This is a genomic window from Rhodococcus sp. FG69 (assembly GCF_057808915.1).
This window is the reverse complement of sequence record NZ_JBMDIX010000010.1, coordinates 1-23,844: the sequence shown is the minus strand read 5'-3', so window position 1 is coordinate 23,844 and position 23,844 is coordinate 1. Positions and strand designations below refer to the sequence as shown.

At 63.8% G+C, this 23,844-nt stretch carries 20 protein-coding genes and 2 tRNA genes; 10 read left to right on the top strand and 12 right to left on the bottom strand.

Annotated elements, in window-relative coordinates; all coding sequences use genetic code 11:
- The first annotated feature begins 64 nt into the window (after window positions 1–64).
- Genes ACODSO_RS09875 through pknB form a run of 6 tightly spaced genes read left to right on the top strand, consistent with a single transcriptional unit; the run spans window position 65 to window position 8,260 of the window.
- Entirely contained in the window at window positions 65–529 is a 465-nt protein-coding gene (locus tag ACODSO_RS09875) for an FHA domain-containing protein FhaB/FipA (protein WP_020112263.1), read from the top strand.
- Window positions 526–1,956: a PP2C family protein-serine/threonine phosphatase gene (locus ACODSO_RS09870; RefSeq protein ID WP_489036751.1), complete on the top strand. Its 1,431-nt coding sequence runs from the start codon at window positions 526–528 to the stop codon at window positions 1,954–1,956. Before ACODSO_RS09875 ends, ACODSO_RS09870 begins: the two co-directional genes overlap by 4 nt.
- On the top strand, window positions 1,956–3,413 hold the full coding sequence (locus ACODSO_RS09865) for an FtsW/RodA/SpoVE family cell cycle protein (protein WP_489036749.1): 1,458 nt from the start codon (window positions 1,956–1,958) through the stop codon (window positions 3,411–3,413). The genes ACODSO_RS09870 and ACODSO_RS09865 overlap by 1 nt, the downstream gene beginning before the upstream one ends.
- Complete coding sequence (locus tag ACODSO_RS09860; protein ID WP_068378128.1) at window positions 3,410–4,897, top strand: peptidoglycan D,D-transpeptidase FtsI family protein; 1,488 nt, start codon at window positions 3,410–3,412, stop codon at window positions 4,895–4,897. Before ACODSO_RS09865 ends, ACODSO_RS09860 begins: the two co-directional genes overlap by 4 nt.
- Before the next feature lie 7 nt (window positions 4,898–4,904).
- Window positions 4,905–6,332, top strand: a complete 1,428-nt coding sequence (locus tag ACODSO_RS09855; RefSeq protein WP_489036747.1) for a serine/threonine-protein kinase — start codon at window positions 4,905–4,907, stop codon at window positions 6,330–6,332.
- Window positions 6,329–8,260 (top strand): Stk1 family PASTA domain-containing Ser/Thr kinase, encoded by a 1,932-nt coding sequence (gene pknB / locus ACODSO_RS09850; protein ID WP_489036745.1) that lies wholly within the window; start codon window positions 6,329–6,331, stop codon window positions 8,258–8,260. The genes ACODSO_RS09855 and pknB overlap by 4 nt, the downstream gene beginning before the upstream one ends.
- Before the next feature lie 68 nt (window positions 8,261–8,328).
- Here the strand turns inward: pknB and ACODSO_RS09845 are convergent, their stop codons facing one another.
- On the bottom strand, window positions 8,329–8,970 hold the full coding sequence (locus ACODSO_RS09845) for an aminodeoxychorismate/anthranilate synthase component II (protein ID WP_489036744.1): 642 nt from the start codon (window positions 8,968–8,970) through the stop codon (window positions 8,329–8,331).
- A 38-nt stretch (window positions 8,971–9,008) separates the two neighbouring features.
- Window positions 9,009–9,761: a DUF881 domain-containing protein gene (locus ACODSO_RS09840; protein WP_489036916.1), complete on the bottom strand. Its 753-nt coding sequence runs from the start codon at window positions 9,759–9,761 to the stop codon at window positions 9,009–9,011.
- Window positions 9,762–9,991: 230 nt separating this feature from the next.
- Here ACODSO_RS09840 and crgA point away from each other — a divergent pair, with 230 nt between their 5' ends.
- Together crgA and ACODSO_RS09830 are read left to right on the top strand one after the other, a co-directional pair.
- Window positions 9,992–10,255: a cell division protein CrgA gene (gene crgA / locus ACODSO_RS09835; RefSeq protein WP_068378120.1), complete on the top strand. Its 264-nt coding sequence runs from the start codon at window positions 9,992–9,994 to the stop codon at window positions 10,253–10,255.
- Between the two features lie 65 nt (window positions 10,256–10,320).
- On the top strand, window positions 10,321–10,803 hold the full coding sequence (locus ACODSO_RS09830; RefSeq protein WP_489036742.1) for a PH domain-containing protein: 483 nt from the start codon (window positions 10,321–10,323) through the stop codon (window positions 10,801–10,803).
- A 15-nt stretch (window positions 10,804–10,818) separates the two neighbouring features.
- Here the strand turns inward: ACODSO_RS09830 and ACODSO_RS09825 are convergent, their stop codons facing one another.
- Window positions 10,819–11,724, bottom strand: coding sequence for a rhomboid family intramembrane serine protease (locus ACODSO_RS09825; protein ID WP_489036740.1), 906 nt, complete (start codon window positions 11,722–11,724; stop codon window positions 10,819–10,821).
- A gap of 47 nt (window positions 11,725–11,771) precedes the next feature.
- Complete coding sequence (locus ACODSO_RS09820) at window positions 11,772–12,299, bottom strand: peptidylprolyl isomerase (RefSeq protein WP_068378136.1); 528 nt, start codon at window positions 12,297–12,299, stop codon at window positions 11,772–11,774.
- Window positions 12,300–12,376: 77 nt separating this feature from the next.
- Between ACODSO_RS09820 and ACODSO_RS09815 the strand changes: the two genes are divergently transcribed.
- Complete coding sequence (locus ACODSO_RS09815; protein ID WP_489036738.1) at window positions 12,377–12,790, top strand: hypothetical protein; 414 nt, start codon at window positions 12,377–12,379, stop codon at window positions 12,788–12,790.
- Window positions 12,791–12,796: 6 nt separating this feature from the next.
- Here the strand turns inward: ACODSO_RS09815 and ACODSO_RS09810 are convergent, their stop codons facing one another.
- The gene (locus ACODSO_RS09810) at window positions 12,797–14,374 is read right to left on the bottom strand and encodes an alpha/beta hydrolase (protein WP_489036736.1); all 1,578 of its coding nucleotides are present in this window, start codon (window positions 14,372–14,374) and stop codon (window positions 12,797–12,799) included.
- A 105-nt stretch (window positions 14,375–14,479) separates the two neighbouring features.
- Complete coding sequence (locus ACODSO_RS09805) at window positions 14,480–15,469, bottom strand: GGDEF domain-containing protein (RefSeq protein WP_489036735.1); 990 nt, start codon at window positions 15,467–15,469, stop codon at window positions 14,480–14,482.
- Between ACODSO_RS09805 and ACODSO_RS09800 the strand changes: the two genes are divergently transcribed.
- Window positions 15,468–15,620, top strand: coding sequence for a hypothetical protein (locus tag ACODSO_RS09800; RefSeq protein ID WP_489036733.1), 153 nt, complete (start codon window positions 15,468–15,470; stop codon window positions 15,618–15,620). The genes ACODSO_RS09805 and ACODSO_RS09800 overlap by 2 nt on opposite strands.
- Window positions 15,621–15,781: 161 nt before the next feature.
- Here the strand turns inward: ACODSO_RS09800 and ACODSO_RS09795 are convergent, their stop codons facing one another.
- The 6 genes from ACODSO_RS09795 to gyrB form a co-directional block, all read right to left on the bottom strand.
- Entirely contained in the window at window positions 15,782–16,729 is a 948-nt protein-coding gene (locus ACODSO_RS09795; protein ID WP_489036732.1) for an acyl-ACP desaturase, read from the bottom strand.
- 256 nt (window positions 16,730–16,985) lie between these two features.
- Window positions 16,986–17,058 (bottom strand) — tRNA-Ala (locus tag ACODSO_RS09790).
- 203 nt (window positions 17,059–17,261) lie between these two features.
- A tRNA-Ile gene (locus ACODSO_RS09785) sits at window positions 17,262–17,335 on the bottom strand.
- Between the two features lie 110 nt (window positions 17,336–17,445).
- Window positions 17,446–18,867 carry a DUF3566 domain-containing protein gene (locus ACODSO_RS09780; RefSeq protein WP_489036731.1) on the bottom strand — a complete coding sequence of 474 codons (1,422 nt, stop codon included), beginning with the start codon at window positions 18,865–18,867 and terminating at the stop codon, window positions 17,446–17,448.
- Window positions 18,867–21,413 carry a DNA gyrase subunit A gene (gene gyrA, locus ACODSO_RS09775; protein ID WP_338887729.1) on the bottom strand — a complete coding sequence of 849 codons (2,547 nt, stop codon included), beginning with the start codon at window positions 21,411–21,413 and terminating at the stop codon, window positions 18,867–18,869. Before gyrA ends, ACODSO_RS09780 begins: the two co-directional genes overlap by 1 nt.
- Before the next feature lie 49 nt (window positions 21,414–21,462).
- Window positions 21,463–23,502 carry a DNA topoisomerase (ATP-hydrolyzing) subunit B gene (gyrB, locus tag ACODSO_RS09770; RefSeq protein ID WP_489036730.1) on the bottom strand — a complete coding sequence of 680 codons (2,040 nt, stop codon included), beginning with the start codon at window positions 23,500–23,502 and terminating at the stop codon, window positions 21,463–21,465.
- Window positions 23,503–23,844: the final 342 nt, after the last annotated feature.

Here is a 23,844-nt window from a genome sequence, read left to right as displayed (position 1 = left end):
CGGTCGATTCTTCCGTGTGCTCGACGGCGATGATCAAGAACGGTTGCGAAGGAGGTGGAGGGCTGTGCAGGGCTTGATACTGCAGTTGACCCGAGCGGGTTTTCTGCTATTGCTGTGGTTCTTCGTCTGGGCCGTTCTTCGGACTCTCCGAAGTGATATCTATGCGGCATCCGGCATGCGAATGCCTGCGCGGTACTCCGGTGGATCGAAAGTTCTTCCGTCGTTCAACAAACAGAAGGTTGCCAAGAATCTAGTGGTGACACAGGGCGGCCTTGCCGGAACAAGAATTTCTCTCGGCACTCAGCCGGTGCTCATCGGCCGCGCCGACGATTCGACGCTGGTGCTGACCGACGACTACGCGTCGACACGTCACGCTCGCATCTCGCCGCGCGGCGGCGACTGGTATGTCGAGGACCTCGGTTCCACCAACGGCACCTACCTCGACCGCGCCAAGGTGACCACGGCCGTTCGCGTCCCGCTCGGTACCCCGGTCCGTGTCGGTAAGACCGTGATAGAGCTGCGCCCGTGACCCTGGTACTCCGCTATGCAGCGCGCAGCGACCGCGGACTGGTTCGCTCGAACAACGAGGATTCGGTCTACGCAGGCGCACGTCTTCTCGCCCTTGCCGACGGTATGGGTGGCCACGCTGCGGGCGAAGTTGCATCGCAACTGATGATCGCCGCTCTGGCCCATCTCGACGACGACGAACCGGGCGACGACCTTCTCGGCAAGCTCGAGGCGGCGACCCGAGAGGGCAACGCGTCCATCGCCGATCAGGTCGAGGAAGAACCCGAGCTCGACGGCATGGGCACGACGTTGACCGCAATCCTGTTCGCGGGCAGGAAGATCGGACTCGTTCATATCGGCGACTCTCGCGCATACATGCTGCGCGAGACGAAGCTGACGCAGATCACCCGCGACGACACGTTCGTCCAGTCGCTCGTCGACGAAGGGCGTATCACCGCCGAACAGGCGCACACCCACCCGCAGCGGTCGCTGATCATGCGGGCGCTCACCGGAAACGAGATCGAGCCGACACTGACGGTTCGCGAAGCGCGCGCCGGCGACAGATACCTGCTGTGCTCGGACGGTCTGTCCGACGTCGTCAGTGACGAGACCATCGAGAACACGTTGAACGAGGGCGACTGCGCAGAATCCGCCGACCGACTCATCGAACTCGCTCTGCGAAGCGGCGGACCCGACAATGTCACCGTCGTCGTCGCCGATGTCATCGATCTCGACTACGGGCAGAGCTCGCCGATTCTGGGTGGCGCGGCCAGCACCGAAGACGAAGAAGATGCTCCGCCGCCGAACACCGCTGCCGGCCGCGCTGCCGCGATGCGGCCACCTCGGTCGACGCCCAAGCGGGTCACTACCCCTCCCCCGGTACCGGAAAAGAAGTCGCACAAGCTTCGCTGGACCTTGGTGGCGTTGGCCCTCGTCGCGCTGTCGGTGGGTGGCGCGTTCGTCGCGAACGCAGCCATCAAGAACAACTACTACGTCGGTGAAGACAACAACCGCGTTGCAGTGATGCAGGGCGTGCCCGGTTCGATCCTGGGCTACTCGCTGCAATCGGTGCATTCCATCGGTTGCCTCGGCGACGACGGTGCACTGACACTGACGGCACCGGAAACCGCCCCGAGTGATTGCGACGTGTTCGAGATCGATGACCTCGCGCCGGCCGCTCGTGAACAGGTTCGCGCGGGACTGCCGTCGGGCAAGCTCGATGACGCGAACGGTCAGATGAACCGACTCGCGTCGGGAGATCTTCTTCCCGAGTGCGCGGCTGTCCCGGAAGCGACGACCACCGAAGCCCCGGCGCCCGCGCCCACTTCGGCGCCCCCCGCCGCACCTCCCGCAGATCCGGCAGCTCCGCCGACGGAAGCGGTCCCGACCACCACACCCGCGCCGACGGTGCCTCAACTGCCTGGCCAGAACTGCAGGGCCGGTACTTGATGAGCTCCAATCCATCTGTGGGGGCGTCCTTTCCGAGCCCACCGGGCGGATTTGCGCCTGCTCCCATCCAGTCCAATCGCCGCAACGTCGAACTGCTGCTCCTCGGCATCGCGGTTCTGATCACCACGTTCTCGCTGGTGCTCGTCGAGGCGAGCCAGGAACAGGCCGTCACGTGGGATCTAGCCAAGTACGGCCTCGCCTATCTCGCGCTCGTCACGGTTGCGCATCTGGCGGTGCGACGGTTCGCGCCGTACGCAGATCCACTGCTGCTCCCGATCGTGGCGTTGCTCAACGGACTCGGTTTGGTGCTGATCCATCGACTCGACCTGGCCGACGAGCAATCCGCCGCGTATCTGGGCCAGGAGATCCCGTCGCCCGACGCGACCCAGCAGGTGCTGTGGACGACGCTCGCGATCGCCGGTTTCATTGCACTCCTCGTGCTTCTCCGCGACTACCGCACGCTGGCTCGGTACAGCTACACCGTCGGGCTGTGCGGTCTGGTGCTGTTGGCAATCCCGGCGCTTCTCCCGTCGGCCTTTTCCGAGGTGAACGGGTCCAAGATCTGGATCAGGCTGCCCGGGTTCAGTATTCAGCCCGGCGAGTTCGCCAAGATCCTGCTGTTGATCTTCTTCGCGTCGCTGCTCGTTGCCAAGCGTGAGCTGTTCACCACGGCCGGCAAGCACTTCCTCGGCATGGACTTTCCTCGCGGGCGTGATCTCGGACCGATCCTGCTGGTATGGGTAGTCTCCGTCGGCGTTCTCGTGTTCGAGAAGGACCTCGGGTCTTCACTGCTGATCTTCGGCACGGTGTTGGTGATGATCTACATCGCCACCGAACGCGTCGGCTGGCTCATCATCGGTTTCGGTCTGCTTCTGGTCGGGTTTTTCTTCGCCTACCAGGTTTTCGGTCACGTCAAGATTCGCACCGACACCTGGCTTCATCCCTTCGACGACTACAACGACACCGGCTACCAGATTGTCCAGTCGATGTTCAGCTTCGCGACGGGTGGTCTCGCCGGTACCGGCCTGGGCAGTGGACGACCGTCCCAGGTTCCGTTCGCGAAGACGGACTTCATCATCGCGGCGGTCGGTGAGGAGCTCGGTCTCATCGGGCTCACTGCCGTTCTGATCCTGTACTTGGTGTTCATCATCCGGGGGCTTCGCACCGCGCTCGCGGTCCGCGACAGCTTCGGCAAGCTTCTCGCCGCCGGCCTGTCGTTCACCGTCGCGATCCAGTTGTTCGTTGTCGTCGGCGGCGTCACCAAGCTCATTCCGCTCACCGGTCTGACCACGCCCTATCTGTCCTACGGAGGATCGTCGCTTCTCGCCAACTATCTGCTTCTCGCACTACTGATCAAGATCTCCGACGCCGCACGTGAACCCGCGACGCCGAAGAAGAAGCCGGCACCGGCAGCCCCGATCGCGGAGGCTCCGACCGAGATGGTGAAACGCTCATGAACACTCCTCTCCGCCGCGTGTCCATCGCCGTCATGGTGATGGTCGTCGCGCTGCTGGCGAACGCCACGTACCTGCAGGTGATCAAGGCCGACGATCTGCGCTCCGACCCCCGCAACTCCCGGGTGCTGCTCGACGAGTACTCCCGTCAGCGCGGACAGATCTCCGCGGGCGGACAGGTGCTGGCCGCATCGATCTCCACCGACGATCGCTACAAGTACCTGCGCACGTATCCGCCGAATCAGTTGGCTCCCAACAGCCCGATGGCCAACGCTCCGGTGACCGGGTTCTACTCGATGCTGTACTCGAGCACCGGGCTCGAACGCACCGAGGATCAGGTGCTCAACGGCTCCGACGACCGCCTTTTCGGTCGCCGACTGTTCGATCTGATTTCCGGTCGTGATCCACGCGGCGGCAACGTCGTCACGACGATCGACCCCGTTGTGCAGCAGGTCGCCTACGACCAGCTGTTCTCCCGGGGTTACACCGGCGCCGTGGTTGCGATCGAGCCGTCGACAGGAAGAGTCCTCGCGATGGCCAGCTCGCCCAGCTACGACCCGAACCTGCTGGCGAGCCACGATGGTGCCCAAACCAGCGAAGCGTGGGACCAACTCAACTCCGACCCGGACAAGCCTCTGCTCAACCGGGCGATCTCGGCCACGTATCCGCCCGGTTCGACATTCAAGGTTCTTGTGACAGCTGCGGCTCTGGAGAACGGGGCAAGCCCCGACGATCAGCTGACAGCTGCGTCCACGATCACCCTGCCGGACACCGAGACGTCCCTCGAGAACTACAACGGGAGCACCTGTGGCGGCGGCGCGACCGCGTCGCTTCGGGAAGCCTTCGCCCGCTCGTGCAACACCGCGTTCGTAGAACTCGGAATCAACACCGGCGCCGACGCCCTCCGTGACACGGCGAGCGCCTTCGGAATCGGTGAGGAGACCACGTCGCTGCCGCTTCCCGTTGCCGACAGCACCATCGGATCGATTCCGGACGACGCGGCCCTCGGTCAGAGCAGCATCGGTCAACGCGACGTCGCGCTGACCCCTCTCCAGGACGCGGTGATCGCGGCGACCGTCGCCAACGGTGGCGTCCGGATGGCCCCGCACATGGTCAGCCAGTTGCAGTCACCCGACCTGTCCAACTTGTCGACGACGGCTCCCGACTCGAGGGGCCAGGCGATCAGCGCCGAGACCGCCGCGACACTGACGTCGCTGATGATCGGTTCCGAGAACAACACCGGCGGCGAGGGCAAGATCGCCGGCGTTCAGATCGCGTCGAAGACCGGCACGGCCGAGCACGGTACCGACCCGCGGAACACACCGCCGCACGCCTGGTACATCGGCTTCGCGCCTGCCGAGGACCCGAAAATTGCCATTGCCGTCATCGTGGAGGACGGCGGCGACCGTGCCCTCGCTGCGACCGGTGGGTCGGTTGCAGCTCCGGTCGGACGCGCTGTCATCGCTGCCGGATTGCAGGGGAGGTGAGCATCTCGTGCCACTGAAAAACGGTGCAGTCATTGCACAGCGCTACCGTCTGTTGCGTTTGATCGCGACGGGCGGAATGGGACAGGTGTGGGAGGCGATGGACAATCGCCTCGATCGCAAGGTCGCAGTCAAGGTGCTCAAAGCAGAGTTCTCCGAGGACCCGGAGTTCTTGCAGCGGTTCCGCTTCGAGGCTCGTACTACCGCGCAGCTCAATCACCCCGGCATCGCAGGGGTGTACGACTACGGCGAGACGCGCGACGAAGCGGGTGAGTCGCTCGCGTACCTGGTGATGGAACTCGTCAACGGCGAGCCGCTCAACGCTGTGCTGGGACGGATCGGACGACTGCCGCTCGGCCACGCTCTCGACATGCTCGAGCAGACCGGCCGCTCGCTTCAGATTGCGCACTCGGCCGGCGTCGTGCACCGGGACGTCAAGCCCGGCAACATCCTGATCACTCCCGCCGGTCTGGTGAAGATCACCGACTTCGGTATCGCGAAGGCAGTCGACGCTTCACCGGTGACGAGAACCGGCATGGTGATGGGCACTGCCCAGTACATTGCTCCCGAACAGGCGCTGGGACAAGAAGCGACCTCTGCGAGTGATGTGTATTCCCTCGGTGTCGTCGGGTACGAGGTGCTGTCCGGGACTCGTCCGTTCGTCGGTGACGGCGCTCTTACCGTCGCGATGAAGCACGTCCGCGACACACCGGCACCTCTGCCGTCGGACCTGCCTCCCGGTGTTCGGGAACTGATCGAGATCACGATGGCGAAAGATCCCGCTGCGCGCTACGCGAACGGTGGCGAGTTCGCAGATGCAGTCGCCGCAGTCCGTGCCGGCCGCCGACCGCCGGCGCCGGGCACCAGCAGAGGAACCGGGACCGGCAGGGTCATGATGCCCGGCGTGGTTGCGGCACCGGCACCGAGCAGCACTCAGATGATGCCGACGTCGCACAATCAGTACACCGGGCCTCGCACAGGCGCCGTCGCCCCTGCGGAGCCGGAACCTACCGGAATGTCGTCTGCGCAGAAGGCTCTCGCGTGGGGCGGCGCCGGTCTGTTGCTGCTTGCCATCCTCATCGGTGGTTTCGTGCTGTTGAACCGCGAAGACGAGACTCCGGCTCCCTTCACTCCGGCCACGACGACGCAGCGGACCACGACGACCACCACGGAACCGACGACCACCACGACAACCACGACAACGGAACCGACGACGACCACGACCGAACCGACGACGACCACGACCGAACCGACGACGACGGCTCCGACGACCACTACGCAGCCGACGACGACCACCAACGGCGGGATCACCATCCCCTCGTTCACCATTCCGGGCCTCCCCGGGACAGGGGGCGGCGACGACGAGGAACCGCAGGCCGCCGGAACCCCCTTCGCGGACGAAAGTTCTTCTGGCACTGATCGACAAGGACAGCGATGACGACCCCCCGCAACCTCTCGTCCCGCTACGAGTTGGGCGAGATTCTCGGATTCGGCGGCATGTCCGAAGTCCATCTGGCGCGCGACAACCGGCTCGATCGCGATGTGGCGATAAAGGTGCTTCGTGCAGACCTTGCGCGCGACCCGACGTTCTACCTGCGTTTCCGCCGTGAAGCGCAGAACGCGGCAGCACTCAACCACCCCGCCATCGTCGCTGTGTACGACACCGGCGAGGCGGAGACCGAGGCGGGTCCACTGCCGTTCATCGTCATGGAATATGTCGAGGGCAGCACGCTGCGTGACATCGTTCGAGGCGAAGGCCCGATGGCGCCGCGTCATGCGATGGAGGTCATCGCCGACGTGTGTGCTGCACTCGACTTCTCGCACCGCAACGGGATCGTCCACCGTGACGTCAAACCTGCGAACGTGATGATCAACAACGCGGGTGCGGTCAAGGTGATGGACTTCGGCATCGCCAGGGCCATTGCGGACAGCTCGAGTCCGATGACGCAGACCGCAGCCGTCATCGGCACCGCACAGTACCTTTCGCCGGAGCAGGCGCGGGGCGAGCAGGTCGACGCCCGGTCCGACGTGTATTCGCTCGGCTGCGTCCTGTTCGAAGTCCTGACCGGGGAACCGCCGTTCAAGGGCGACTCTCCCGTCGCCGTGGCGTACCAGCACGTGCGCGAGGATCCCGAGTTGCCGTCGCGCGTCAATGCGGACGTGCCTCGTGAACTGGATTCGATCATCCTCAAGGCAATGGCCAAGAACCCAGCGAACCGGTATCAGTCCGCTGCCGAGATGCGCACCGACCTGGTCCGCGTGCTCGGCGGCCAACGTCCGAGCGCGCCGACGGTCATGAACGACGAGGATCGCACCACGATTCTCGGCTCGATGGATGCGCGGGCTCCACTTCCACGCTCGTCCGCCGCGTCGGAGCCTCCGAGCACGGGCGGCGGCCGACACGCGGGTGTCGAGGACGAGGGTCCGCGACGCCGCGGCATGCGAATCGCTCTGCTGTCTCTTGCTGCCATCGTGGTCGTCGCAATCGTCGGGGCGTTCCTGTGGTCTCTCGGCCCCGGCTCGTCTCCGGCTCGTGTCGCCATTCCCGATGTGACCGGTCTGTCGACATCCGACGCCCAGGCACGGCTCGCGGAAGCAGACCTCCGCTTCGACATCGTTGAGAAGTCCGACGCGACGGTTCCCACCGGTGCCGTGATTGCTACGAGGCCCGGGGCGGGTGCCGAGGTCGACACGAAGAGCACCGTCAACCTGGACGTGTCCACCGGACCGGAACAGGTTCAGGTTCCGCAGCTCGCCGGCAAGACCCAACAGCAGGCCGCGCAAGCACTTTCATCACTCGGACTGGAACTCGACGGCACCGTCGCTCGTGCAACGTCGACACCGGAGAACCTCGACAAGGTCGTCGAACAGAACCCATCTTCGGGAGTCGGTATCACCGTCGGATCCTTGGTGAAGATCACCCTGGGCAGCGGACCAGCTCAGGTGCGAGTGCCCAACGTCGTCGGGCAGCAGGTCGACGTAGCGCAGCCCAACGTCGAGGGTGCGGGCTTCCAGGTGAAGATCGAGAACATCGACTCGAGCCAGCCGGTCGGCGAGGTCGTCTCGACCAGCCCTGCCGGTGGGTCCAATGCAGTCGCCGGTGACACCGTCACGTTGCGCGTGTCCAATGGCGACAAGATCCCCATGCCGGATCTACTGGGGCTGACCGCGGCACAGGCGCAGACCGCCCTCGAGGCAGCAGGGTGGACTGGTTCGGCGACGAGCATCGTGACCTCGCAGGAGAGCACTCTCGATCCGACCATGGTCAACCGCGTGGTGAATCAGGCCGAACCCGCGGGGTCGGAGATCACCAAGTCACAGACTGTGAACATCAGCCTCGGTGTACTGGGGATCCCCAGCCGGTAACGCTCAGCGCCGGTGCGTGCGTAGTGAGGTTCGCAGTCACTACGCACGCGCGGGCGCGTGTATCCGCCCTAGCGGAACGCGAGCGCGACCTGCGCCTCCAGTTGACCGATCAGGGCGTCGTCCGATTCGGCACCGCAGATCGACAGCCAGTTCGCCAGCATCCGGTGACCGCCTTGGGTAAGGATCGACTCCGGGTGAAATTGCACTCCGTGAATCGGCAGCTCTCGATGACGCATCGCCATCACCAGCCCCGACGCCGTTCGTGCGGTGACTTCCAGTTCTTCGGGGATGGTCTCCTCGAGGACAGTCAACGAGTGATAGCGGGTGGCTGTGAACGGCTGCGGCATGCCCTCGAGAACGCCCACACCGATGTGGTCGACCGAACTGGTCTTTCCGTGCAGGAGCTCCGGAGCCCGATCGACCGTCGCTCCGAAGGCTGCTCCGATTGCCTGGTGTCCGAGGCACACTCCGAGCAGCGGCGTCCTTGCTGTCGCCGCTGCGGTCACCAGGTCCATCGTCGCGCCTGCTCGCTGTGGTGTGCCGGGGCCGGGGCTGAGCAGAATGCCGTCGAACTCGCGGGCAACTGCATCCCTGTCGTCCAGACGCGGATCGTCGTTGCGCCAGACGGTCGCGTCCACGCCGAGCTGGCCGAGGTACTGAACCAGGTTGAAGACGAAGCTGTCGTAGTTGTCGACGACGAGAATGCGCATAGGGCCAGCGTAAGGCAGTGGCTTGTCCGACCGACAGTTCACCCTGGCTGGGCGTACTGCATCCTGATCGACCCGTCGTACGCCGGGACGTCCACTTGCCCGGATACCTCCGAGGTGTATCCGAGGCCGTACCGCAACGCGTACTGACGAAACACGGTGACGCCGGGCTCCCGATCGAGGGCAGCCGACAGCTCGGCGGGATCCCCGATCGCCGTCACCACATACGGCGGGCTGTACGTGCGGCCACCCAACAGCAGGGTGTTTCCGATACATCGGGGCGCAACCCGACTTGCGATTCGCTGGTCCTGCATCGCAATCGCAGTCGCCCCGCCTGCCCACAATGCGTTGAGCACGCTTTGCACGTCCTGTTGATGTACGACGAGATCGTCGGGCGACGCGTCCGAGGCGTAGCGCCCGTCTTGACCTCTCGGGGCATCCGTCATCGTCACTACGACGCCCGGCCCCGACTCGGCTGTCAGACCCGCGGGAGCCATCAACGGTTGAGCCTGTGCCAGAGCGTCACCGACATCGGCGTCGACCGTGCCGGCCGTGTTCCGAAGTGCCTCGACCCGCTCGGCCAAGTCGTCTCGTATTTCCTCGGCATCATCGGCAGTGACCTGCGCGGACCGCACCAGAGTAGACAGCCTCGTCGTATCACTACGGCGAATCTCGTCGCCGTGCGAGAACTGCCTCGTCGTCGCCAACAACATCCCGACAACAAGGCACACGACGACCGTGAGAATCTGCCAGACCCACGATGCCGTCTTCTTGTGCGCGTTGTCCGAGGGCATGTACTCCTCCGGTGCTCTCACCCGCGTTTCCGCTGAGCTAGCGTGTACAGGGCATGTGCGCAACTGTGGGCATGTGTCAGCATCAGACGCTACCTGCTCCGCTTGCCGGGCGATGCAAGGGTTGGAAATGCGGCAGAGCCCATGTCACTGACATGCCTGCGACAGTTGTCCACAACCTGTATCCACAGGCGAGGTATCGGGACTGCAGTAACGACAACGAAGGGAAAAGAATGCCGAAGTCGAAGGTTCGTAAGAAGAAGGACTATGTGATCGCACCGGGGACGCGCACTCCCGGTTCGGTGAAGGCCGGCCCGTCGAGTCCGTTGTATGTCGGAGTGATGTTGGGATTCATGCTGGTCGGGCTGCTGTGGCTGCTCGTGTACTACTTGGCTGCCGAGGACATCTCCTGGATGAACAGCCTCGGAGCGTGGAACTTCTTGATCGGTTTCGGCTTCATGGTTGTCGGACTCATCATGACCATGCGGTGGCGTTGATCAGCCGGTGTCGTTGATCAGGCGGGGTCGAACCGAGCTACTTACACGCGTGTTATTCATCCCCAATGTGGATAAAGCCTGTGGATAACTTATCCGGTAATCCCCAGGGTGTGGATGAACAGGAGTGGGCGACGCCGATGCCGGCCGTGTTCGCACTCGCCGTCGGCGGATTTGCGCTGGTCATCGCTGCGATATTGACGGATACGGATCCCGCTGGCCGATTCCTGGTGACCGTGGCGGCCCTCGGCCTGTGGATAATTGCCGGTTTCGCGGCCTACCAGCGACCACGTCTGCGCATCAACGACAGCACAGTGTCGATGAAGCGACTCACCGGCGTCCGGACGTACCGACGCGACGAGATCGTACGTATCAAGACGGTGAAGTACCCGCGCCTCGGACGACGCGTACCGATGCTGGAGATAGACGTCCGCCGCGCCGGGGAAGACGACGACCGATTGGTCATCTTCGGGCGGTGGGATCTGGGGACGAATCCACAGGACGTCTATGACGCCCTCGAGCGCGGCGGGTTCGTGCCTGATGCGCGTTGATCGTTGGCGAGGGAGCTACAGGCCCATCTGAGACCGCAGGTCCACGGCTCGAACGGCGATGACGACCACGGCGAGTGCGGCAACGCCGGCCACGGCGATCCAGCCCATCCGGCCCTGCGAGGACCGTGTGTTGTCGGGCAGAAAGAGAATGCCGGCGGTGGCAGCGGCACCCGCCACGAGCCCGCCCACGTGGCCCCACAATGAGATGCCGGGGATCGAGATGCTGATGACGATGTTCAGTCCGATCACGACGAGAACCGGCGTCGGACTTCGCTTGAGCTTGAGGAGAATGACCGCTTGCGCACCGAGCAGTCCGAAGATCGCGCCGGACGCACCTGCGGTGAGACTGATCGGCGCTTCGAGGACCATCACCGACGCACTGCCGCCCAGAAGTGACACCGCGTAGACGGCAACGTACCGTGCGCGGCCCAGAATGGCCTCGACGTCTCTGCCGATGATGTAGAGGGCGAACATGTTGACCAGAAGATGTATCGGTCCGATGTGCAGGAAGCCGCTGCCCAGAATTCGCTCGACATCGCCGGTCGCCACCGCCGGTGGAAACAGTGCCCAGGCGTCGAACAGGGACGAGTTCGCGGTGTTGTCCAGCAGACTGCGGGACTGCAGCGCCGTCACCGCGAACGCCAGCACGTTCAGCCCCATCAGGATGTACGTGACGCGGCCGTAAGCAGCACCCGTCGGTGCACCGGCCACAGTTCGTGCCCGACGCACCGACGCGTTACCTGCGCGAACGCAATCGACGCAGTGTTGGCCGACTGCAGCGGGCTGTAGGCACTCCGGGCACGCCGGCCTGCCGCATCTCGAGCATGCGAGACCGGTGGGCCGCTCGGGGTGTCGGACACACCTCGACTGAGGTGGGGTGGGCTCGTTGCCGTGCGCGCCACCCCAGCCGGGGTTCGTCATAGTCTGTCAGTCCTCCACGCAGAAGTGCCTACAGCAGGCTGGTCGATTCAGGCCAGGGTGATGCTGTTGATGACAACTTCGTCGACGGGACGGTCGCCGCGCCCGACGGGGGTGCCGGAGATGGCGTCGACGACCTTCTTCGATGCGTCGTCGGTCACCTCGCCGAAGATGGTGTGCTTGCGGTTCAGGTGCGGCGTCTTGCCGGTGGTGATGAAGAACTGCGAACCGTTGGTTCCCGGTCCGGCGTTGGCCATGGCCAGCAGGTACGGGCGGTCGAAGGAAAGCTCCGGGTGGAACTCGTCGCCGAACTTGTAGCCCGGTCCGCCGCTGCCGGTTCCGGTCGGGTCGCCGCCCTGGATCATGAAGCCGTCGATGACGCGGTGGAAGACAGCGCCGTCGTAGAACGGTCCGGACTTTCCGCCCGAGGCGTTGGTGGTCGAGTAGTCCTTCGTTCCGTCTGCGAGACCGGTGAAGTTCTCGACCGTCTTCGGCGCGTGGTTGCCGAACAGTTCGATGATGATGTCGCCGCGGTTGGTGTGCAGCGTTGCCGTCGATGTCTTGTTTGGTGAAGTCACCCCACCATCGTGCCATTGACGGGCACCGGCCGAAACGGTGACGGTCATTCGCACCCACGTTGTGGAACAGTGGAGGCATGACGAGCACATCGAAGTCTGCGCACCTCCGGGGCGTCGCTGCGGGCACCGGCGGAAATCTGATCAAGGCGGCGAAGATCTTCGGGACCGGATCCGCGGGGGTCGGGCTACAGGTCGCCACGCGTGGATACGCGCTGGCACGGCGTGAAGCCGATCGGCGCAAGACACATCGTGCAGAGGTTGCCTCCGCACCGCGGGCCACCAAGTCCACGCGCGGGTCGATCCTCGGCACGAAGACGAGAAAGTTCGTCGTGTTCGGCTCGCTCTTCGGCGCAGCAGCGGGGATCGCGATTCTCGTCGCCAAGCGCCGGAACACGTTCGTCGAACCGGCTGATGCGCCGCCGAGCCTGGACGACTACACCGAGACTCCGACGCCGGTCAACGGATCCTCGGCGCACGAGGCGCGCAAGTAGCAGCAGTCAAGAAGCCTCGTCGGTCCTGCCGGAGACGACGAGAGCGATAGTGCGCTGAGTCACGGTGCCATCGGTGAGGTACTCGCTATGACCGTGACTGTTCGCCAACGTGCCGTCCGCCGAACGAGTGGACAGCGGGCGTACGCCGTCCAGTTCGCTCGGATCGCCACCGAACAGTCCGGTGTCCGCCACCAGGTCGCCACGTGTTTCGCCGACGAACAGATGGCCGGGTGGAACGGACAGCTGGGAAACGTCGTCGAATCCCAGCCCAGGGGAACCCACCGCAACCATCTCGTCGACGCCCGTGCCCTCGGTTCCTCGCAGCGCAAGAGCGGCAGTCAGCGAACCGTACGAATGTCCGAGCAGCGTCAGATGTGGGTCCGCGGCGCGCGCGGCATCGAGTCCGTCGAGAAACGACGCCAGCCGCGGTGCACCGATCGCAGCGGCCGCGGACGAGAGGACCGTGCGCTCCGGATCGAGCAGACTCCACCCCAGTTGCGGGGCCTGATAGTCCATCCATGTCACGCACGCGACACTCTCGCCAGGCGAAATCAGTTCGCGCACAGTCTGTTCGAGTGCGTCCATGTCGCCATCGTAGCGTTGGATGTCGCCGCTGACATCGGAGTCCAGACCAGGAACGAAGACTGCGACGTGTGTAGCAGTGTGGACGTTGCCGACAGCGATGGCTGCCAACGTGTCTTCGGCGCTCGAGTTGTCCAACACCAGGAGCTGGCGATTTCCCTGGTCGAGAACAGTCGAGATGGCGTCGAGAGCCTCGAGGCGCTTCCTCGTCTGTGCCAAACCTGCGTCGGCGTTGTCGAAGAGACCACCGAAGAGGGCTGAGTCGAGCCGCCGCGTCAGTTCGTCGGCAACGTCCTCCAGCCGGGCGCGCTCGCGGACGAGAACCCTCCTGTTCGCTGCATCGCGCACATCAGCCGGTATGCCGTCGAGGTTGCCGATGGATCCGGGGTCGTTCACCAGGAGCGAGGTTCGCTCGGACTGCGGAAGCAACTCCCAGAACGCCGAGTTCGCCGATGCGTTGCCGTCCTGCACGGTGGGCCTCGCAGGATCGACGGGAACGTCGTCACCGATCCGGATCAAATCAACGGCCGCATTCCGATCGATCTCCGTGGCGCGCCGGACTACCTCGGCCACCCGCTCGGCGAGATCGCGACGCAGTCGCGCTCTGCTGCGCGCTGTGGCCCACGCGTCCTCGGAACTGGTGCTGTACAGGATGATTCCGTCACTGACCACACCGTCGGAGTCGATTTCGAGGTCGTGCTCGTCGCTACTCGATTCGCACTCGCGCACTACTGACCGCACCGGATACATGTCGTCGGCGAGATCGGCGAGACACCGTCCGATGCGCTCGAGTGTGCGCGCCGAGTCGTGGTAGTGCTCCCACGCACGAGCCATCGCAGACCGGGCCGCGTCGGCCGCCTCACCACGCCATAGAAGCTCACGCGTGAGCGATTGCACTGCATCTCCGCCGAGCCGGAGCCTGTCTGCGGTGTCGCTCACTCGATGCCCCAGGTGCGAGATCTCCGACGGATTCCACTGTTGAATCTCGCTCCACGACAGCATGTCCCACCCCTCATCGATGTGTCGACGTAGGGGTAGTCAACCTCGGGAACCGGAGGGTCCAGGAAATCTATCCCCAGGCTGTGTATCGATTGTGTGGAGAGTGGGTCAACGCGCTATTCTCCACTCCGTTTCGTCCGGACCGGACTCTTGCACAGGCTTCACTGTGGACGGTCGACTGCGCTTCGCCCGGTACAGGTCTGCGTCGGCGGCCCGATAGATCTCGGCCCAACGCCGGCCGGAGGGCATGCACACGAGGCCGACACTCCACTCCGCACGATGCGCCCGTCGCAGACGATCGATGATCTGCCACGCTTCCGCTTCGAGGACGCCGGGCATGAAGAGCACGAACTCGTCACCGCCGAGCCGGCCCAGCACGTCGCGGCGGCTCAACTCCGCTTTCCAGGCCTTCGAAACACGTGCCAGCAGAACGTCACCGGCGATGTGACCGTATTCGTCGTTGATCTGCTTGAAGTTGTCCAGATCGAGTACAGCCATGCTGACCGAGAGTCCACGCGCGGCACATGCCGGCAGCATCTTCTCCACCTTGGATTCGAATCCGAATCTGTTCAAGAGTCCGGTGAGGGCGTCGTGGGTGGCGGTGTAGCGCATACGACGAGCGAATGCGCCGAACACCTCGGTGGCTCCGACCACGCCGAGAGCGATCAGAACGTAGGCGATAATCGAGGATTCGTAGGGCCCGATCGCAGCGCCGGCAACCGCAGAGACAGCGAGTACGGCAACCCAGATCCCGGCGTTGCGTTCGGACCAGAATGCGCCGATGTGCATGCCGAGAAACATGGTGGCCTGGACGCAAACGAGGAATGCCGCAAGGGTGTGGCTCGCTGCAAACGACAGAGCTACGGCAAGAATGCCCATGAATGTCACCGCACCGATGGTGCGTCTCGGGCTCGGTCCCATGGTGCGCAGCAGCATCACGGTTGCGATGATGCCCAGCGCGACCGAGAGGAAGAGCGCGCCACGTTCCAGCGAATCGGAACTGCCCCACGACGCACTTCCGCTTGCACCGAAGAGAAGTGTGGTGGCGACGATGTACACCAGAAGGGTGAGCCCCGACTCGTCGAGTTTCGATGTCATGGACATCATTCGGTCGATCATGCGGACGGCACCTCGAACCGGTACGGGGCATATGTGGGAGCAGCTTCCCTACGAGGTCGCATCACTACCCACCCCTCCCCAGGACATCGCGCTCAGTGTCGACGGCGACGTCGCTCGTGCGGGACTTTAACACTTTCCACCGGTCTTGGAGGTCGGGACGGGAGCGCTCGGTGGCTACGGCTCCGCCGCAGTGGCACGATTGAGTGCACCCCAGCACATTTAACCGTGCCTGGGGGGTGGAGCCCCTATCACCGCAGCCAGCGGAGCGACCCCAAGGGAGGCGCGGGAGGGTCAGGAGACGAGTTCCGCGCGGGCCGCCTCTCGGGCCAGGAGTCGGTCCCGGGATTCTTCGAATTTGGTGGCTTTGGCGGCAAGCTCGTCGACGAAGACCGCGAGACGATCTCTGTCCTTCTCGCCCTCGCCGGAGAAGTCGTTGCGTTCGAAAATCTGCCATTTGCGCAGAACCGGCATCAGGACCTCGTCCAGGTGCTGACGGAGATCGTAGATGCCGTACTTGGCCAAGGCCATCGCGTTCTTGCGGAAGTTGGGCATGTTCAGCCCCGGCATCGCGAAGTCGGTTGCTACGTCGGCGATTGCCCGGACCATCTGATCCGGAGTGAGGTCGAGCGCGGCGGCACCGAGGTTGCGGTAGAAGATCATGTGCAGATTTTCGTCGGCGGCTACTCGGGCGAGCATTCGATCGGCAACCTCGTCCCCGCACGCTAGGCCGGTGTTGCGGTGCGACACTCTCGTGGCCAGTTCCTGCAGGGTCACGTAGGCCACCGAATGCAGGAAGTTCGCGCCGTCCATCGGGGCATCGACCCCGGTGGTCATGTGCTGCATGCGCGCGCGTTCCAGTTCGACGGGATCGACGGCGCGTGTAACGACGAGATAGTCACGCATCACTATTCCGTGGCGGTTCTCTTCGGCGGTCCAGCGACCGACCCAGGTGCCCCACGCGCCGTCGAGCGAGAAGTTGTCTGCCAGACCCCGGTGGTACGACGGCAAATTGTCTTCGGTGAGCAGGTTGGTGATCATCGCGGTGCGAGCAAGGTCCGACAGTCTCGATTGCGATTCGTCCCAGTCGTCGCCTCCCATAGCGGCGAAGTTACGACCTTCGTCCCACGGAATGTAGTCGTGTGGGTGCCATTCCTTGGCGATGGAGAGATGGCGGTTCAGGTTCTGTTCCAGCGTCTCTTCGAGCTCGGTCAGCAATTCGGTGTGATCGAGGTTGCGCATCTTGTTTCCTTCACACGGTTCACAAAGTTTCAGACGCGGTCGACTGGCAGGAAGAGCCGACGTGACGCGTTCGTTTATCAGCTGAACGCTAGGTGACCTGTGTGGTGAGCGTCACCGATGCTCGTCATGTCTGGAGATGTCAGCACAGCGCAGCTGCATCCATTGGCTGGGATCACAACCAGCAAGTCGGCTGGAATGACGGCCCGGATACGAAAAAGGACGCCCAACCGAAGTTGGGCGTCCTTTCTTCTTTCTGTGGAGCCTAGGAGATTCGAACTCCTGACATCTGCCTTGCAAAGGCAGCGCTCTACCAACTGAGCTAAGGCCCCGGGTGTAACTGTAATTCTCGAACTGCGCAAGCGAACAATACCTTACACGCTTGCGAACCCTTTCAGGCGGTGGAAACCTCGTGCCAGACACCGTCTCCGCTGCGAACCGAACGCACCTTCGACACTGCCACCACCACCGTTACCACCACGCCGACGAGAACGAGAATTCTCACTTCTCTTTCACCTCGCCGTCGTGTCCGGTGTGGGCCTAGGAGGACTTGAACCTCCGACCTCTTCCTTATCAGGGAAGCGCTCTAACCGCCTGAGCTATAGGCCCTCGTACCTCGGCTGAAGAAGAATATTTCTCTTCTCGAACCGAGGAGTGAGGTTACCGTACCGAACCGCTGTACTCCAAAACGGCTCGATACGGCCTCCTCGTTCGAGCTCTCAGTCGCGGTCCGCCAACGTCACTTCGACGCCGCCGACCAGATCCGAGGACAGGTTGTAGATGAACGATCCGATGGTCGTCAACGCGGTGAACAACACCATGTTGATGATGCCGATCACGGCTGCGTAGCCGAAGACCTGTCCCGCACTGACCAACCCGCCGTCGCCGGATTCGTTGACGATCTCGGTGAACGCACTGTTGAGGCGATCCCACACCCCCATGCCGTCGAGCACCGCGTACAGCAGGCCAACTGCAACCATCCACACGAAGAACAGCGATACCGCGATGACCAGCGAAATCTTGAGCGTCGACCACGGGTCGATCTTTCGAAGCTGGATGGTCGCGCGCAGCGGCTGCCCGTCCTCACGCGCGGCTATGGCAACCGGCTGCGCGACTTTCTGGGCGTCGGGCCCCGGCTCGGAGTGCCGGACCTCCGACAAGTCCGGCATGTCCTTCGCCAGATCCTTGCGCTCGATGTGCCGCGTCGGCCCGTCGATCCCTGCAGCCTTGCTCTTGGCCGCCTCACGACGTTGCGTCTTGTCGACTGGATTCTCCGGACCGTTGTACCCGGCCGGTGCACCCTGGGCCGGATCTCCCTGTGGAAGGGTGCCTCCCCGCGCCGACAGGTTCGTCTGCGGTTGATTCTGGGGCGACCGCGGTGATCCCTGCGGGGCACCCTGCTGAGGCGCGCCCTGACTGGAGCCGCGCTGCCAAGGAGGGGCTCCTTGCGGAGTGCCATTGCCCTGCACGGGTGCGCTTCGAACCGGTCCGGCCTGCGGGTTCTCGAACGCAGCAGTTGCAGGCTGAGCCACGTCACCGGCGTGAAGTGGATCGAACGGGCGCTCATCGGCACGAGGTGCATCCGGCCGAGGCGGTGCCGGACGCTCGGTCTCGACGCGAGGAGCGGCCTCGGTAGGAGGCTGCTGCGCCGCGCTCGGACGAGCTGGTGCGGACGAACGAGGTGGCATCGGCGGCTGGGGCTGACCGTTGGCCGGCTGACCGCTCCTCGGCTGATCCCGTGCCTGCGAGGCGGCCGGACGTGACGCCGGGGGTGCACCAGGCCGGTCGGCGGATTTCGGGTCGGCGGCGGGCTTGGCACCCGGGCCGGCCGGTCGCGGCGGCGCACTCGCCTGCTGCGGTGCCGGAGCGCCGGAGCGCTCGGCAGGCGGCACTCGGCCCGCAGCGGGCCCGTCTGCAGTCCCCGGGCGCTGAGGTGCGCCCTGCTGTGGGGTCTGCTGAGCCGGACGTCCGGGGACCGGACTCGGCCCGTTCGGCGGTCGCACCGGCGGGCGATTTCCGCCGTTCTGCGGTGGCTGCGTTCCCGGGCGCACCGCTGGCTGCGGACGCGCCGATGTCCGCTGCTGCTCAGCAGGCTCGCTCGGCGGAACGGGCCTGCTACCAGGCCTGTTGGGAGTGCTCACTACGACTCCTTAGGTGCTTCGTCTTCGGGAGAGACTGCGCCCGGCTCCGGTTCGTGTTCGTCGGCGTTACGGGCGATAGCGAGCAGTGTGTCGCCTTCTCCGAGATTCATCAACCGAACACCCTTCGTCTGTCGGCCAGCCTTCCGAACCTGTTTAGCTGCGGTACGGATCACGCCTCCACCAGAAGTGATTGCGTACAGCTCGTCATCGTCGTCGACGATGAGAGCACCTACCAGGGTGCCACGCTTCGGGTCGTACTGGATTGTGAGCACGCCCTTTCCACCTCGGCCCTGTTGCGGGTAATCCTCCATGGCTGTGCGCTTCGAGTAGCCACCCGACGTCGCAACCAGCAGGTACTTGTCCTCGCGGACGACGTTGAGCGACAACAATTGGTCTTCGCCGTTGAACCGCATGCCTTGGACACCGGACGTGGCACGGCCCATCGGGCGCAACACCTCGTCGGTGGCCGAGAAGCGAATCGACTGGCCCTGGGCGGAAACCAACAGCAGATCATCGTCCGAGGAGGCCAGTACCGCACCGACCAGCTCGTCTTCACCTCGAAGATTCACCGCGACGATGCCGCCGCTGCGGTTCGAATCGAAGTCGGTGAGCTTGGACTTCTTGACCAGTCCACCCTTCGTGGCAAGCACCAGGTACGGCGCATCCTCGTAGGTCTGGATCTGAATGACCTGGGCGATCCGCTCGTCGGGCTGGAACGCGAGCAGGTTCGCCACATGCTGCCCTCGAGCAGTTCGGTTGGCCTCGGGCAGCTCGTACGCCTTTGCCCGGTAGACCCGGCCCTTCGTGGTGAAGAACAGGATCCAGTCGTGGGTGGAGCAGACGAAGAACTTGCTGACGATGTCGTCCTGCTTGAGACCGGCGCCCTGGACGCCCTTCCCGCCGCGCTTCTGCGAGCGGTAGAGGTCGGTCCTGGTGCGCTTGGCATAGCCGGTCTCGGTGATCGTGACCACGACGTTCTCGCGTGCGATCAGATCCTCGTCGTTGACGTCTCCGTCGCTGGCGATGATGCGTGTTCGACGGTCGTCGCCGAACTTCTCGACGATTTCGGCCAACTCGTCACGCACGATCTGCCGCTGACGCTCCGGACGGGCCAGGATGTCCTGCAGTTCTGCGATCTCGAGTTCGATCTCGGCCAGTTCGTCTATGATCTTCTGCCGCTCGAGGGCAGCGAGGCGACGTAGCTGCATTGCGAGGATCGCATCGGCCTGGATGGTGTCGACGTCGAGCAAGTCGATCAAGCCGGTTCGCGCGGCATCGACATCGGGTGAGCGGCGGATGAGCGCGATGACCTCGTCGAGAGCATCGAGCGCCTTGACCAGACCACGCAGGATGTGGGCCCGTTCTTCGGCCTTGCGCAGACGGTAGCGGGTACGCCGAATGATGACGTCGAGCTGATGAGCCACGTAGTAGCGGATCATCTGGTCGAGTCGCAACGTCCGGGGTACGCCGTCGACGATCGAGAGCATGTTCGCGCCGAAGCTCGTCTGCAGCTGCGAATGCTTGTAGAGGTTGTTCAGCACCACCTTCGCGACAGCATCGCGCTTGATGGTGACGACGATGCGCATACCGACGCGGTCGGAGGATTCGTCGTCGATCTTCGAGATACCGGACAGCTTGCCGTCGCGAACCTGCTCGGCGATCGAGGTGATCATGTTGTCCGGGTTCACCTGGTACGGCAACTCGGTGATCACGATGGTCGAACGACCGTTGGAATCCTCTTCGATCTCCACGACACCGCGCATGCGAATCGAGCCGCGACCGGTGGAGTAGGCGTCGGAGATTCCCTGGCTGCCGACGATGAGACCGTGCGTCGGGAAGTCCGGACCCTTGACGCGTTCCATACACGCTGCGAGGGTCGTTTCCTCGTCCGCTTCGAAGTTGTCGAGCGCCCAGAAGACCGCGTCACCGAGCTCGCGGAGGTTGTGCGGCGGGATGTTGGTGGCCATACCCACGGCAATACCGTTGGAACCGTTCATCAACAGGTTCGGTACCCGCGACGGAAGTACCGTCGGCTCTTGAGTTTTGCCGTCGTAGTTGGGGATGAAGTCGACGGTTTCCTCGTCGATGTCGCGCAGCATCTCCATGGCGAGCGGCGTGAGACGAGCCTCGGTGTAACGCATGGCGGCCGCGCCGTCGTTACCGCGGGATCCGAAGTTGCCCTGACCGTCGACGAGCGGGTAGCGCATCGACCACGGCTGCGCGAGGCGAACCAACGCGTCGTAGATCGAAGTGTCGCCGTGTGGATGGTAGTTACCCATCGTTTCGGCAACGGGGCGTGCGGATTTGACGTAACTACGGTCGGGGCGGAAGCCCGAGTCGTACATCGCGTACAGAACACGTCGGTGCACGGGCTTGAGACCGTCACGTACCTCGGGCAGTGCACGACCGACGATGACGCTCATGGCGTAGTCGATGTAGCTGCGTTGCATTTCCTGCTGGATGTCGACCGGATCGATCCGGTCGCCGCCCTCGGCGTTCGTGGTCTGTCCGGGAGGCCCGACAGGAGGCTCGGTTATGTCCGACATCAATTCTCCTTTTAAGCGGAAGTCTTCGTGGCGAAAGCGGATTCAGGCATCACACGTCGAGGAATCGAACATCCTTGGCGTTGCGCGCGATGAAACTGCGTCGGGCACTGACGTCTTCGCCCATGAGAACGCTGAACAGCTCGTCGGCTGCGGCGGCATCGTCGAGGGTGACAAGTCGAAGCACTCGAACGGCGGGATCCATGGTTGTTTCCCACAGTTCCTTGGCATTCATCTCGCCGAGGCCTTTGTACCGCTGGACACCGTCTTCGACGTTGATCTTGCGCTTGTTGGCGATACCCGCTTCGAGCAAACCGTCACGCTCGCGGTCCGAGTACGCGAAGTCCGGTTCGCCGCGACTCCACTTCAGTTTGTACAGCGGCGGCATGGCGAGGTAGACGTGACCGTTCTCGATCAACGGACGCATGAAGCGGAACAGCAGCGTCATCAGAAGGGTGGAGATGTGCTGGCCGTCGACGTCGGCGTCGGCCATCAGCACGATCTTGTGATAGCGAAGCTTGCTCAGATCGAACTCGTCGTGAATGCCGGTACCGAACGCAGTGATGATCGACTGGACCTCGTTGTTCTTGAGGACGCGGTCGATGCGGGCCTTCTCGACGTTGATGATCTTTCCGCGCAGCGGGAGGATCGCCTGGAACATCGAGTCACGACCGGACTTCGCCGAACCACCGGCGGAGTCGCCCTCCACGATGTAGATCTCGGACTTCGCCGGATCGTTGGAGCGGCAATCCGCGAGCTTGCCGGGTAGCCCGCCGATATCGGTTGCACTCTTGCGGCGCACCAACTCTCGTGCTTTTCGTGCAGCCATCCGGGCCTGCGCCGAGGACACGGCCTTGTTGATGATCGTCTTGGCATCGGCCGGGTTGGACTCGAACCAATGTGCGAGGTGTTCGTTGCACGCCTTCTGCACGAACGAACGGACTTCGGTGTTGCCCAGCTTGGTCTTGGTCTGACCCTCGAATTGAGGTTCTCCGACACGAACCGAGACAACGGCAGCGAGTCCTTCACGGATGTCGTCGCCGGTGAGCTTGACATCTTTCTCTTTGACGAGCTTCTTCTCCAGCGCGTACTTGTTCACCGTGGAGGTCAACGCAGTGCGGAAACCCTCTTCGTGGGTGCCACCCTCGTGCGTGTTGATCGTGTTGGCGAAGGTGTGAACCGATTCGGAGTAGCCGGCGTTCCACTGCATCGCGATCTCGACCTCGTGGCCCTCACCCTTGCCGGTGAAGCCGACGACCGAGCTGTGGATCGGAGTCTTCTTCGCGTTGATGTGCTTGACGAAGTCGACCAATCCGTCCGGGTAGTGATAGGTCCGCTTGCGCGCCTTCGCAGGCTTCGCGTTGGCTGCTTCGGCCTCTTCCTCTTCCGCGGTCTTCGGCGCCAACGCGGTTTCGCCGAGCTCGTCCTCGGTGGCATCGGTGGCAGCGACGCGCTCGTCGGCGAAGTTGATGGTGAGTCCCTTGTTCAGGAACGCCATCTCCTGCAGGCGACGGTGCACCGTCTCGAAGCTGAAGTCGAGTGTCTCGAAGATCTGGCCGTCCGGCCAGAACCGCGTCTTCGTACCCGTGTCTTTCGTGTCGCCGACGGTCTCGAGCGGGCCAGGCTTGGCGTAGTCGTATGTCTGTGTGTAGCGGTGGCCGTCGCGAGCGATCTGCAGTTCGACCTTGGTCGAGAGCGCGTTGACCACGGAAATACCGACACCGTGAAGACCACCGGAGACAGCGTACGAATCGGAGTCGAACTTGCCGCCCGCGTGCAGCTGGGTCATGACTACCTCGACGGTGGGGACACCGGAGGAGTGCATGTCGACGGGAATTCCTCGACCATCGTCCTCGACCTCGACGCTGCCGTCTTCGTGAATGGTGACGTTGACGGTAGAGGCGTAACCCGCCATGGCCTCATCGACGGAGTTGTCCACAACCTCCCAGATCAGGTGGTGCAGGCCTCGCTCACCGGTGGACCCGATGTACATACCGGGCCTCTTGCGGACCGCTTCGAGTCCCTCGAGCACGGTGATCGACGAAGCGCCATAATCTTTGTTCTCGGTCTTACCTGACTTCTCGGCAGCCACGGTTCGGTTGTTCTCCTTCAGCGTCTTCGACCCCCTCGCACCGAAGTCGGTGCTGCCGCGTGCGCACCTGGTGGTGCCACCGCACGATTTCGCTCCGCCGGGGCGATCGACCCACCTGGGACGACCGTTTCGGCAGAGCGGATCCGAAGGGCTATGTGTGTTACCGGTCCATACTACGGGTACCTGCCGACGGCATGGGGACGATGACACCCCGAAACACCCTCTGAATGCCTCACAGACGCATTTTCTCGCATTCCGGTGGCAAAGATGGACGGCGGATCCGTCCTCGGTTGCTAGAGGTCCAGTACGATCCGGCCGCCGGTGGCGCGGGAGACGCAGATG

What these genes read in the sequence shown, in the direction of transcription:
- ACODSO_RS09865 (WP_489036749.1), top strand. Translation starts at nt 1,956, where the DNA reads ATGAGCTCCAATCCATCTGTGGGGGCGTCCTTTCCGAGCCCACCGGGC.
- ACODSO_RS09860 (WP_068378128.1), top strand. Translation starts at nt 3,410, where the DNA reads ATGAACACTCCTCTCCGCCGCGTGTCCATCGCCGTCATGGTGATGGTC.
- pknB (WP_489036745.1), top strand. Translation starts at nt 6,329, where the DNA reads ATGACGACCCCCCGCAACCTCTCGTCCCGCTACGAGTTGGGCGAGATT.
- ACODSO_RS09845 (WP_489036744.1), bottom strand. Translation starts at nt 8,970, where the DNA reads ATGCGCATTCTCGTCGTCGACAACTACGACAGCTTCGTCTTCAACCTG.
- ACODSO_RS09840 (WP_489036916.1), bottom strand. Translation starts at nt 9,761, where the DNA reads ATGCCCTCGGACAACGCGCACAAGAAGACGGCATCGTGGGTCTGGCAG.
- crgA (WP_068378120.1), top strand. Translation starts at nt 9,992, where the DNA reads ATGCCGAAGTCGAAGGTTCGTAAGAAGAAGGACTATGTGATCGCACCG.
- ACODSO_RS09830 (WP_489036742.1), top strand. Translation starts at nt 10,321, where the DNA reads ATGTGGATAAAGCCTGTGGATAACTTATCCGGTAATCCCCAGGGTGTG.
- ACODSO_RS09825 (WP_489036740.1), bottom strand. Translation starts at nt 11,724, where the DNA reads ATGACGAACCCCGGCTGGGGTGGCGCGCACGGCAACGAGCCCACCCCA.
- ACODSO_RS09815 (WP_489036738.1), top strand. Translation starts at nt 12,377, where the DNA reads ATGACGAGCACATCGAAGTCTGCGCACCTCCGGGGCGTCGCTGCGGGC.
- ACODSO_RS09810 (WP_489036736.1), bottom strand. Translation starts at nt 14,374, where the DNA reads ATGCTGTCGTGGAGCGAGATTCAACAGTGGAATCCGTCGGAGATCTCG.
- ACODSO_RS09800 (WP_489036733.1), top strand. Translation starts at nt 15,468, where the DNA reads ATGGACATCATTCGGTCGATCATGCGGACGGCACCTCGAACCGGTACG.
- ACODSO_RS09805 (WP_489036735.1), bottom strand. Translation starts at nt 15,469, where the DNA reads ATGACATCGAAACTCGACGAGTCGGGGCTCACCCTTCTGGTGTACATC.
- ACODSO_RS09795 (WP_489036732.1), bottom strand. Translation starts at nt 16,729, where the DNA reads ATGCGCAACCTCGATCACACCGAATTGCTGACCGAGCTCGAAGAGACG.
- gyrA (WP_338887729.1), bottom strand. Translation starts at nt 21,413, where the DNA reads ATGTCGGACATAACCGAGCCTCCTGTCGGGCCTCCCGGACAGACCACG.